The sequence below is a fragment of the Pandoraea nosoerga genome, assembly GCF_902459585.1.
GTDB classification, from domain to species: Bacteria; Pseudomonadota; Gammaproteobacteria; order Burkholderiales; family Burkholderiaceae; genus Pandoraea; species Pandoraea nosoerga.
The window spans coordinates 145220-157363 of the sequence record NZ_CABPSC010000001.1; the positions used below are offsets into that span (position 1 = coordinate 145220).

8 protein-coding genes are annotated in these 12144 nt (G+C 66.7%); 5 read left to right on the plus strand and 3 right to left on the minus strand.

Annotation, left to right across the window (positions count from 1 at the left end; all coding sequences use genetic code 11):
* Positions 1-10: 10 nt before the first annotated feature.
* On the plus strand, positions 11-934 hold the full coding sequence (locus PNO31109_RS00655) for a LysR family transcriptional regulator (protein ID WP_150553711.1): 924 nt from the start codon (positions 11-13) through the stop codon (positions 932-934).
* Positions 935-1027: 93 nt separating this feature from the next.
* On the opposite strand, the gene PNO31109_RS00660 is transcribed toward PNO31109_RS00655, so the two are convergent.
* Positions 1028-2188, minus strand: coding sequence for an ABC transporter substrate-binding protein (locus tag PNO31109_RS00660; protein ID WP_174966228.1), 1161 nt, complete (start codon positions 2186-2188; stop codon positions 1028-1030).
* Between the two features lie 282 nt (positions 2189-2470).
* Here PNO31109_RS00660 and PNO31109_RS00665 point away from each other — a divergent pair, with 282 nt between their 5' ends.
* Positions 2471-3907 (plus strand): LLM class flavin-dependent oxidoreductase, encoded by a 1437-nt coding sequence (locus PNO31109_RS00665; RefSeq protein ID WP_150553713.1) that lies wholly within the window; start codon positions 2471-2473, stop codon positions 3905-3907.
* Here the strand turns inward: PNO31109_RS00665 and PNO31109_RS00670 are convergent.
* Positions 3874-4986 (minus strand): tartrate dehydrogenase, encoded by a 1113-nt coding sequence (locus PNO31109_RS00670; RefSeq protein WP_150553714.1) that lies wholly within the window; start codon positions 4984-4986, stop codon positions 3874-3876. The genes PNO31109_RS00665 and PNO31109_RS00670 overlap by 34 nt on opposite strands.
* Positions 4987-5134: 148 nt before the next feature.
* Between PNO31109_RS00670 and PNO31109_RS00675 the strand changes: the two genes are divergently transcribed.
* On the plus strand, positions 5135-6037 hold the full coding sequence (locus PNO31109_RS00675) for a LysR family transcriptional regulator (protein WP_150554143.1): 903 nt from the start codon (positions 5135-5137) through the stop codon (positions 6035-6037).
* A 22-nt stretch (positions 6038-6059) separates the two neighbouring features.
* Here PNO31109_RS00675 and bglX read toward each other — a convergent pair whose 3' ends face one another.
* Entirely contained in the window at positions 6060-8372 is a 2313-nt protein-coding gene (gene bglX, locus PNO31109_RS00680; protein WP_150554144.1) for a beta-glucosidase BglX, read from the minus strand.
* A gap of 275 nt (positions 8373-8647) precedes the next feature.
* Here bglX and PNO31109_RS00685 point away from each other — a divergent pair, with 275 nt between their 5' ends.
* Positions 8648-10222, plus strand: coding sequence for a glucan biosynthesis protein G (locus PNO31109_RS00685; protein ID WP_150554145.1), 1575 nt, complete (start codon positions 8648-8650; stop codon positions 10220-10222).
* 346 nt (positions 10223-10568) lie between these two features.
* Positions 10569-11948, plus strand: coding sequence for an MFS transporter (locus PNO31109_RS00690; protein ID WP_150553715.1), 1380 nt, complete (start codon positions 10569-10571; stop codon positions 11946-11948).
* Positions 11949-12144 lie beyond the last annotated feature (196 nt).

Here is a 12144-nt window from a genome sequence, read left to right on the forward strand (position 1 = left end):
ACAGTTCATTATGGTCAATCCCCAATGGCTCAAGTCGTTCTCCACGCTCGCCGAGCTGGGTAACTTCACGCGCACCGCCGATCGGCTGGGCCTCACGCAGGCCGCCGTGAGCCAGCACGTGAAGCATCTCGAGGCCGAATTCGGACCGCTGCTCGTGCGGCGTCCGCGTGCCATCGAGCTCACGCCGGCCGGACAGGCGCTGCTCAGCTACAGCGTGGAGGTGGAATGCGCGGCACGGCACCTGCACTCGAGGCTTGCCGATGCGAACGAGGAATGCGGGGAGATCACGCTGATCACGCCGGGCAGCATCGGGCTGTATCTGTGTCCGATTCTGCTCGACATGCAGAAGGCCAATCCGGCCATGGCGGTGCGACACCGGTTCGCGCCGGACCGCGAAGTGCTCGAAGGCGTGTTGCAGAACCACTTCGAGCTGGGCCTGGTGACGCTGCGCCCCGAAGACCCGCGCCTGGCCGCCACGCCTTTCACGCAGGAACCGCTGGAGCTCGTCGTGCCCGCCGGCGAAGACGTACACAGGTGGGAGGACTTGCGGCGCATCGGCTACATCGACCATCCCGATGGAGAAGCGATGGCCACGCGTCTGCTCAGCCGCCGCTTCCCAGGCAATCCGGGGGTGCGCAGCCTGCCGTGCAAGGGCTGCACGAATCAGATCAGCCTCATCCTCGAATACGTTGCGCGCGGGCTCGGGTTCACCATCATTCCGCAGTACGCGCGCCAGGCGTTCGCCACGCAGGAGGCCATTCGCGTGGTCGACTGCGGCCCGCCGGTGGTCGACACGCTGTGGCTCATCCATCGCGCGGAGTGGCCGCTGTCGGCCCGGGCGCAACGCGCCGTGGCCCTGCTGCGCGAACGCGTGGACGCGCCGCGCCCGCGCGCGTTCGGCGGCGGACGCGTCCTGCAACGGGCGAACGCCTGAGCCCTCAGGCTGCCGCCGCCGGCGAGGTCCGCCCACCCTCCGCCCACACCCTGCCCGCATCATGCCGGCATGCCCGCCGACGTCGCCATGCGGCTATCGCACCGCCTGCGTGAACTTGTTGAACGACGTATCGAACAGGCCGCGCACGTCGAAGCTCCGCGTGAGCGTGCCCGTTTTCACGAAGTCGTCCACGCTCTTCTGCGCCTCGGCGATGGCCGCGTCGGTGAGCGGTTCGTAGCGAATGCGCGAGGTGCTGAACCACTGGTGCGCGAGCTTCGGATCGACGCGCGACTTCGCCGCCCATACGTCCGCGTAACGCTCGATGTGACGGGGGTCGGCGAGCGACCATTCACGCGCGCGCTGATAGCGCTGCACGAAATCCCCCAGCAACTCGCGCTTGGCATCGATGACCTTTTGCGTCGTCGACAGATAGCTCTGCGCCGCGATCAGCCCGCGCGCCGTCACCACGGTGCGCGCGCCTGCCTGGCGCAAGCGCGTGACGTAGGGCTCCCACGTCGCCGTCGCGTCCACCTTGCCCGCCTGCAGCGCCGCCGCCGAATCCACGGAGGCCAGATACGAGTACTTCACCGAGTCCAGCGGCAGGCCCTTCGACGCCAGCGCGGCCTGCACGAGCTGTTGCGACCAGCCGCCGCGCGTGAGCGCAACGGTCTTGCCTCGCAAGTCCTCCACCGACTTGATCTGCGTGTGCGCTCCGGCGAGCAGCACCACGCTGTCCGGGCTGTCGCGATAGATGCCGATGACCTTCACGGGTGCGCCTTGCGCTGCGAGAAACAGTACCGGCCCGTCGCCTTGCAGACCGATGTCGAGCGCGCCGGCGTTCACGGCCTCGATTACCGGCGTGCCGGCCGGGAATTGCTTCCATGCGACGGTGTACGGCGCGTCGCGCAAGGCGTCCGACGCTTCGAACAGACTCTGCGCGTTGTAGGCCTGATCGCCCACGACGAGCACCGGTTTGTCGGCCGCCTTGCCGGTGAAGGGCAGGATGGCGGCCACGCTCAGCGCTACCGCAATGCCACGTCGAAGGCCGGCGCGCACCTGCGGCCAACGCTCTCGCAGCCGCGCATGCCAGCGCGTGCGCACTTCGCGTCGGGTGGAGCGCGCCAGCGTCGTGCGAATGAGGGCGGCGCGCGAGGGCGCCGACACATAAAGTCCGAAGGCGATGGCCGAGGCCGCGATGAACGCATCGATCACGGGACTGATTTCGGAAACGGTACGGGAAGCGGGATTCGTCATGTTGTGACGCCACGTGCGAGCGCGGCAACAGGAGTGAGCGGACATGTCAGTGTAGGGAGGCCGCCGGCCGCGCCCAACCATCGAATATTGCGATCCATAGCACCCGCGCGAGGGGTTTGCTTATGCCGGATCCGGTGTCGTGCTTATCGAATTTCGTTGTTTGTGCGCACACCGCTCGCGCCCGTATCGTGACGGTCTGCCGTGGCCTTGCGCGCGACGTATTTGCGCGCGCGACGCCGTTCATCGAATCCTTGACGCGCAACCGCGCAAGAGAGCGTGCTCATGACCCAACCCGCCCGCCAACTCCGACTCGGCGCCTACATGTCGGGGTCCGCCGTGCAAGGCGACAGCTGGCGCCATCCCGACACCGACACGGACGCCGACTCGCAATTCGCCCGTTACCGTCACTACGCACAGGAACTGGAGCGCGGCTGCTTCGACGCGCTGTTCTTCTTCGACAACCTCTTCATGTCGACGGACCCCGTCGCGCTCGCGCACAGCCCCGGCGCGCCGCGGTGGGACCCGGTCGTGCTGCTCGCCGGTCTGGCCGGCGCGACGAAACACATCGGCCTGGTCGCCTCGGTGAGCACCACCTACAGCGAGCCCTACAACGTCGCTCGCGCATTCGCGTCGCTCGATCACCTCTCGGGCGGACGCGCCGGGTGGAACCTGGTGACGTCGACGGGCGGCGGGGAGAATTTCAATCGCGACGACCACGTCGACCATGCGCTGCGCTACGAGCGCGCCAACGAGTTCTACGACGTGGTGACGGGCTTGTGGGACAGCCACGCAGACGACGCCTTCCCACGAAACAAGACGACGGGCCAATGGGCCGATCCCTCGCGAATTCGCACGCTCGATCATCGCGGCAAGCACTTTCGCGTGCGCGGACCGCTCAGCGCGCCGCGCCCGGTACAGGGCTGGCCGGTGATTGCGCAGGCGGGCTCGAGCGAGGCAGGCCGCGAGCTGGCCGCGCGCGCGGGCGAGCTGCTCTACACCGCCGCGCAGGACATCGAAGACGCGCGCGCCTTCTATGCCGACGTCAAGACGCGTGCGCTCAGGTACGGTCGGCGTCCCGAGCACATCGTCATCCTGCCCGGCGTTTCGCCCATCGTGGGACGCACGCAGGCCGAAGCGCAGGAAATCTACGACTCGCTGCTCGCGCATCGCGATCCGGCCGTCGTGCTGCACGCGCTGGCGAACTATGCAAGCCTCGGCATCGACCTCGGCAGCCTGCCGCTCGACGCGAAGGTGCCATTGCCCGAGCACGTGCCCGAGACGAACTCGCACAAGAGCCGTCAGAAGCTGCTGGTGGACTGGATTCGCCGTGAACAGCCGACCGTGCGCGAGCTCTACACGCGCTTTACCGCCGGGGGGCACCGCGTGCTGGTCGGCACCCCCGAGTCGATCGCCGACGACTTCCAGCACTGGTTCGAGACGGGCGCGGCCGATGGCTTCAACATCATGTTCCCGAGCGCGCCCGCAGGCATTACATCGTTCGTGGATCTGGTCGTGCCGGAGCTGCAACGGCGGGGCCTGTTCCGCACGCGCTACGAAGGCCGCACGTTGCGCGAGAACCTCGGCGTGCCGGTCGTCCCCAACCGGCACTTCGCCGCTCGCCCCACGTCACCGGCATCGTCGCCCGCCACCCCGCCGCAACCGGAGAATCAGCAGTCCCTGCAGACTCAGCCCGCACTCACGACGGCGGCGATCGCCTGACCGACTTCGGTCGTGCTCGCACGCCCGCCCATATCGCCGGTGCGCGGACCGTCCTTGATGACCTGGGTGATTGCCGCGAGGATCGCGTCGTGCGCGTCGCGCGCACGGCCTTCGCCGTGACCGAGGAAGTCGAGCATCATCGCGGCGGTCCAGATCATGCCGATCGGGTTGGCGACGTTCTTGCCGGCGATGTCCGGCGCGGACCCATGCACCGGCTCGAACAGCGACGGGAACCTTCGCTCCGGATTCAGGTTGCCCGACGGCGCAATGCCGATCGTGCCGGTGCATGCGGGGCCCAGGTCGGAGAGAATGTCGCCGAACAGGTTCGATGCGACCACCACGTCGAAGCGATCCGGATTGAGCACGAAGCGCGCGCACAGGATGTCGATGTGCTGCTTGTTCCACGTCACGTCCGGATATTTCGCCGCCGTCTCGGCCGCGCGCTTGTCCCACCACGGCATCGAGATCGAGATGCCGTTGCTCTTCGTGGCGACCGTCACGTGCTTGCGGGCGCGCTGCTGCGCAAGATCAAAGGCGAACCTGAGCACGCGCTCCGTGCCGTGACGCGTGAACACCGACTCCTGCACGACGAACTCCCGCTCCGTGCCCTCGAACATCACCCCGCCGACCGACGAATACTCGCCCTCGGTGTTCTCGCGCACGATCAGAAAGTCGATGTCGCCCGCCGCACGGCCCGCGAGCGGCGACGGCACGCCGTCGAACAGTCGCGCCGGGCGCAGGTTGATGTACTGGTCGAATTCGCGTCGGAATTTGAGCAGCGACCCCCACAGCGAGATGTGATCGGGCACGGTCTCGGGCCAGCCCACCGCGCCGAACAGTATCGCGTCCACGCCATCGAGCTGCTGTTTCCAGTCGTCCGGCATCATCTGGCCGTGCCTGGCGTAGTAGTCGCAACTCGCCCATTCGATGTGCCGGTAGTCGAGCGCGATGCCGAAGCGGCTGGCCGCCGCGTCCAGCACGCGCAGGCCTTCGGGCATGACTTCCTTGCCGATGCCGTCGCCGGGGATTACGGCAATCCGGAACGGGCGCTGCGCTGACGAGGGGGGCGTGGCGGTCATGTCTGTCTCCTGATGAGGGCGGATGAGCGGCAAACCGGGCAAACCGGTGAACTGCGCGGTTCGCACAATGTCGGTAGGTTATTCCATTGCACCGCGGATAAAATCCCACAATCGGTTAATCCACTATCCACGAATCGTGAACAAACGCCTGCCCGTCAACCCGAACCTCGACGATCTTCGCGTGTTCTGCCAGGTTGCCCGCCGCGCGAGTTTCTCCGCGGCGGCCGAGGCGCTGGGCGTCTCGCCGGCCTATGTAAGCAAGCGCGTGAGCATGCTCGAAACGGACCTGGGCACGCGCTTGTTGCATCGCTCGACGCGGCGTGTGGCGATCACGGACGCCGGGGAGCGGGTCTACGCGTGGGCGGAGAAGATTCTCGACGACGTGGACCGTCTCGTCGAAGACGTGTCGAGCACGCGTCAGGTGCCGCGCGGCACGTTGCGCGTTTCCAGCAGCTTCGGGTTCGGACGCCATGTGGTGGCGCCGGCGATGTCGCGTCTGCGCGCGCTGCACCCGCAACTGAACGTCCGTCTCGACCTGTTCGATCGCCTCGTCGACGTCGCCGCCGAGGGCTATGACCTGGACGTGCGCATTGGCGACGACATCGCGCCGCACCTGATCGCGCGCAAGCTTGCCGACAATCATCGCGTGCTGTGCGCCTCGCCGGCGTATCTCGACGCGCACGGCACGCCGCGTCAGTTGAGCGATCTCGCCGGACACGCGTGCATCGTGATCAAGGAGCGCGACCATCCGTTCGGCGTGTGGCGGCTGCAGCAGCGCGGCGAGGCGGTGTCGCTCAAGGTCACCGGCCCGCTCTCGACCAACCATGGCGAAGTGGCGGTGCAGTGGGCGCTCGACGGGCAAGGCATCGTCCTTCGCTCGATGTGGGACGTGGGCGCGCTCATCGCGCGAGGGGACCTGGTACAGGTGCTGCCCGAGGTCACGCAGCCGGCGAACGTGTGGGCGGTGTACCCGTCGCGAGTGGCGTCGTCGGCCAAGGTGCGGGCCTGCGTGGAATTCCTCGCGGGGCAATTCCAGCGGCAGGCGGTGTGACCCCTTCGTCCCGCGAAGGCGGTTATTGCAGCGTGAAAGTCGCTTGCTCGACGTGCTGGGAATCGAGCCCGATCTGCACGTTGAAGTCGCCCGGCTCGGCCACGTACTGCAGCTTCGCGTTGTAGAACTTCAACAGGCTTTCGTCGATGGCGAAGTGCACCGTGCGCGCTTCGCCCGGCTCCAGGCTGACCTTCTGGAAGCCCTTGAGCTCCTTGTTCGGGCGCACGATCGATGCGGCCACGTCCTGCAAATAGAGCTGCACGACGGTCTCGCCTTCACGCTTGCCGGTGTTGCGCACGGTGACGCTGGCATCGAGCGTGCCGCCGCGCGCGAGGGTCTTCGCCGAGAGCTTCACTCTCGAGACTTCGAACGAGGTATAGCTCAGCCCGTAGCCGAACGCGTACAGAGGGCCCGAATCCTCTTCGAAATACTGCGAGGTGTAGTTCGCCGGCTTGCCCGGCGTGAACGGGCGACCGATGCGCAACTGGTTGTAGTACGTCGGGATCTGGCCGATGGAGCGCGGAAACGAAATCGGCAACTTGCCCGACGGGTTGTAGTCCCCGAACAGCACGTCGGCGATCGCGTGACCGCCTTCGGTGCCCGTGTACCACGTCTCGAGCAAGGCGTCGGCATTCGCCTGCGGCCAGTTCAGATCGAGCGGCCGGCCGTTCATCAGCACGACGACCAGCGGCTTGCCGGTCGCCTTGAGCGCCTGCAGCAGCGCGAGCTGGCTGCCGGGCAGCGAAAGGCTCGTGCGGCTCGACGCCTCGTGCGACATGCCACGCGACTCGCCCACCGCCACGATGAGCGTGTCGGCCTCGCGCGCGACCTGCACCGCTTCATCGATCATCTGCTGCGGCGTGCGCTTGTCCTGCACGACTTCCGGATTGTCCCAGTCGAGGAAGTTGAGGTATTCGACGACGCGCGGATCGTCCGTGACGTTCGCGCCGCGCGCATACGTCACCTGCGCCTGCGCCCCCAGCACGTCGCGCACGCCCTGCAGCAGCGTGACGGCCTGCGCCGACTTGCCGGCCGCCGACCAACTGCCCATGACGTCGATCCTGGCGTCGGCGAGCGGGCCGATCACGGCGACCTTGCCGGCCTTTCTGAGCGGCAGCGTGTCGTGACGGTTCTCGAGCAGCACGACCGACTTGCGCGCGGCGTCGCGTGCCGCGGCGCGGTGCAGGCGACTCTCGGCGTTTACGTCCTTCGGATCGCGCGACGCGTCGCCGATCCGGCGATAGGGATCGGCAAAGAGGCCCATGTCGTACTTCGCGCCGAGTACCTCGCGCACGGCCTCATCGATCTCGCGCATGGGGACCTCGCCCGACTTCACCAGGTCCGGCAACTGCCTGAGGTACTGCACGTCGGCCATGCTCATGTCGACGCCCGCCTCGATGGCGAGCTTCGCCGCTTCGCGGCCGTCCTTCGCCACGCCGTGGCGCATGAGTTCCTCGATCGCGCCGTGATCGCTCACCGTCACGCCCTTGAAGCCCCACTCGTCGCGCAGCAGATCGCGCAGCAGCCACTTGTTCGACGTGGCCGGCGTGCCGTTGATCGAGTTGAGCGCGATCATCACGCCGCCCGCGCCCGCGTCGAGGCCGGCGCGATAAGGCGGCAGATAGTCCTGATACATGCGCATCGGGCTCATGTCCACTACGTTGTAATCGCGCCCGCCCTCGACCGCGCCGTACAGTGCGAAATGCTTCACGAACGCCATCAGGCTGTCCGGATTCGCGGGCGACGTGCCCTGGAAGCCCTGCACGCTTGCCCGCGCGCATTGCGAGACGAGATACGGATCTTCGCCGAAGCCTTCGGAGGTGCGGCCCCAACGCGGGTCGCGCGAGATGTCGACCATCGGCGCGAAGGTCGCGTCGATGCCGTCGGCACTCGCTTCGATGGCCGCCACGCGCGCGGCATTCTTCACCACCGACATGTCCCAGCTCGACGCAAGGCCGAGGCTGATCGGAAACACCGTGCGGTGACCGTGCACGATGTCGTATGCGAAGAAGATCGGTATCTTCAGGCGGCTTTGCCTGAAAGCGGCGTCCTGCAGCGGACGATTGTCGGCCGGCGTGACCGAATTGAACGTGCCGCCGACGCGCCCCGCGGCAATTTCCTTGATGAGCTGGGCCTGCGGCATGTCGGCGCCGATGCTGATGAGGCGCAACTGGCCGATCTTCTCGTCGAGCGTCATGCGCGCGACGAGATCATCGATGAACGCCCGTTTCGCCGCCGCCGACGGCATGGCAGCGGAGGTACTCCCGGCAACCGGGGCGTCGGCGAAGGCCGGCGCCACGACGAGACTGGCGGCAAGCGCCAATGCGCAGAACATTCTCATGACAAAGCGATCCAATGAGGCGCGACGCATGGTCACCGGCAGGCGGCGGCCTGGGCCCGGCACGTCCGGGGAGCCACGCCGCGGCCTGCACGCGCGTCGGCTTGACGATTGGTGCCGCACACGAGAGCCGTGGCCCTGTGAACGACGCGAAATGCGATACTTTGCCACAATGTGAGCTTCACGCCGCCATGCAGTCCCGGCGACGGCGTTCCGTCCGGTGTCGAGCCACCGTTTTTTTGGAGAGATTCTTGGTTCTGTTTTCCTCTGCGATGTCCTGGCGCAAACGCGTTCGAGCGTTCGCCCCCGTGATCGTGGCGTGCACGGCCGTGCTGAGCGCCGCGCAAGCCCATGCCTTCTCCCTCGATGACGTCACGGCCCGCGCGAAAACGCTGGCCGACAAGCCCTACACCGCGCCGGCGAGCAATCTCACCCCCGAGTTCGCCCGGATGCAGTTCGGCGACTACATCAAGATCCAGCCGCGCCGCGAGGCGTTCGAATGGAACGATCAGCCCACGGCGTTCCGCCTGGGTTTCTATCACCAGGGCATGCAGTTCAGCACGCCGGTGAAAATCAACGAAATCGTTGGCAACGGTCCCAACGCGAAGATCGACGAGATCAAGTACGACTCGCGCCGCTTCGACTTCGGCGACCTCAAGCTCGAGCGCAGCGCCACGCACAACCTCGGCTATGCGGGCTTTCGCGTGCTCTACCCAATCAACGAACCGGGCAAGCTCGACGAAATCATGAGCGTGCTCGGCGCGAGCTACTTCCGCGTGATCGGCAAGGGACAGGTCTACGGGCTTTCCGCGCGCGGGCTGGCCATCGACACGGGGCTGCCCATCGCCGAGGAATTCCCGGCGTTCCGCGAGTTCTGGATCGAGCGGCCGGCCGCCGGCGACAAGCATCTCGTGTTCTACGCACTGCTCGATTCCAGACGCGCCACCGGCGCCTATCGCTTCGACCTCACGCCGGGCGAAGACTCGGTACTCAAGGTCGAAGCGCGCGTTTTCCTGCGCGAGAAGGTGACCAAGCTGGGCATTGCGCCGCTCACGAGCATGTTCCTGTTCGGCCCCAACCAGCAGCGCGATCCCTACAACTTCCGTCCGGCGCTGCACGATTCGAACGGACTGGCCATTCATGCCGGCAACGGCGAGTGGATCTGGCGTCCGCTGAACAACCCGCGCAATCTCGCCATCAGCCAGTTCCAGGTAACGAACCCGCGCGGCTTCGGCCTGCTCCAGCGCGGCCGCGATTTCGCGCAGTACGAGGACCTCAAGGATCGCTACGATCTGCGCCCGAGCGCCTGGGTGGAGCCGCAGGGCGACTGGGGCAAGGGGCACATCGAGCTGGTCGAGATCCCGTCGCCCGACGAGACCAACGACAACATCGGCGCGTTCTGGACGCCGGATCAACTGCCGCCGAAGGGCCAGCCGCTCAAGGCCGACTACACGATCCGCTGGACGATGAACGAGCGCGGCATCATCGAGCGCAACCTCGCCTGGGTGAAGCAGACGCTGCGCACCGCCGGCGAGATCACGCAGGCGAACCTGATTCGCCACTTCGACGGCAGCACCGGGCTCGTGGTCGACTTCGACGGCGGTCCGCTCGCGTCGCTGCCGGCCGGCGCGCTCACGCCGCAGGTCAGCGTGAGCGAGAACGCCACCGTCATCGAGCAGACGCTGCAGCCGAACCCGGTCACGCGCGGCGTGCGCCTGAACCTGCGCGTGATGGTGAAGGACCCGTCCAAGGTGGTCGAAATGCGCGCGGCGCTCGTCTCCGGCGGCAAGGCCGTGAGCGAAACGTGGAGCTATCAGCTTCCGCCCTTCTCCGTCACCAGGCAATAAGTTGCACCTTTTCTGACCGTGCGGCGGCGTCCTGCCGCCGCACAACCCGCCTGCGCCTCGTCTCGACATGGCGCCATCGACCACGATTAAACAAGTACTTACGTGCGTCGTTGTGTCATGTAAAACCCTTAGACGCGTAAATTACCCTTGCGGTCGCGCGGCATTTCGCGTTTACTTCATGCACAATATTTCATAAAAATCCGCCATTCGGTCCTCGAATCGGCGGTTGGCTGCATTGGCGTCGGCTCCGGCCGGGCCGGTGCGGTCCGGCCAGGTGCCGCTTGCGTCGGTCAAGACAAAGACTCTCCGCGTTTCGACGGAGGGCGAATCGTTATGGAGACAACGCATGCGACACATCGATGTGCATCATCTGGCCGACGAAGCGCGCTTTAACGGCTATCACGGCCGCATCCTGCTCTGGTGCGCGCTCATCATCATCTTCGACGGCTACGACCTCGCGGTGGCGGGCATCGCCCTGCCCTCGATCATGAAGGCAATGAACGTGGACGCCACGAGCGCCGGCTTCATGGTCAGCGCCGCGCTCTTCGGCATGATGTTCGGCGCGATCGTGATGGGCATGGTCGCCGACAGCATCGGCCGCCGCAAGGCCATTGCCATCTGCGTGCTGATGTTCTCGCTGTTTACCGCCGCGGCCGGGCTGACGCATGAGCCGGTCAGCTTCTCGGCGACGCGCTTTCTCGCCGGCGTGGGCATCGGCGGCGTGATGCCGATCGTGGTCGCGCAGATGACCGAATACTCGCCGCGCCGTCTGCGCGGCACGCTCGTCACCCTGATGTTCTCGGGCTACTCCGTCGGCGGCATGCTCGCCGCGCTGCTCGGCAAGGGTCTGATCGAGACCTATGGCTGGCAGTCCGTTTTCCTTGCGGCGGGATTGCCCGCGCTGCTCGTGCCGTTCGCGATGAAGGCGCTGCCCGAGTCGATGCCGTATCTCATCCGCACGGGTCGCGTCGATACGCTCAAGCAGGTGCTTGCACGCCTCGCGCCCGCCTACGCGGCGCAGCCGGGCGATCAGTTCGCGCAGGCGTCGGGCGAGCGCAAGCCGGCTGCACCGCTCTCGCGTCTGTTCCAGGACGGCCGGGGCTTCTCCACGATCATGCTGTGGGTGGCGTTCTTCATGTGCCTGTTCATGGTGTATGCACTCAGCTCGTGGCTCGCGAAGCTGATGGCCGGCGCCGGCTACAGCCTCGGCTCGGCCCTCACGTTCGTGCTCGTGCTGAACTTCGGTGCCATGCTCGGCGCCATCGGCGGCGGCTGGCTCGCCGATCGCTTCAACATCAAATACGTGCTCGTGGGCATGTACGCACTTGCGGCCGCGTCCATCACGCTGCTCGGCGTGAAAGTGCCCACGCCGGCGCTCTTCGTGCTGGTCGGCCTCGCCGGTGCATCCACGATCGGCACGCAGATCGTGACATACGCCTATGCCGGTCAGTTCTATCCGATGGCCGCACGCGGCACGGGCATCGGCTGGGCCTCCGGCGTGGGTCGCAGCGGCGCGATTCTGGCGCCCATCGTCATCGGCGTGCTCGTGAGCCTACAGCTCCCGTTGCAGCAGAACTTTATGGCAATCGCCATTCCCGCCGTCATTGCGGTCGTTGCCGTGTTGCTGATCGACCACAGGAAGTCGGCCACGGTGCAGCAGCAAGCCGCGGCGCGCTCGCACGAGAATACCGCGGGATTGGCCGGGCGGGCGGGAGAACCGGCGTAGGCTCGCGCGTCGAGGGCGAAAGAGGGCGAAAGAGGGCGAAAGAGGGCGGGCGACGGAGGGCGACAGAGGGCGGTCGATAGCGGGACGTCGGCGGTCGTGCATGGGTGCGAAGCTCGCGCCGCCGTGCGAGAATTCGCGCCGCAGCGCGGAAGAATCGGCCCCGCTGCATTTCGGTGACGCCGCTCGTTCCGGTGCA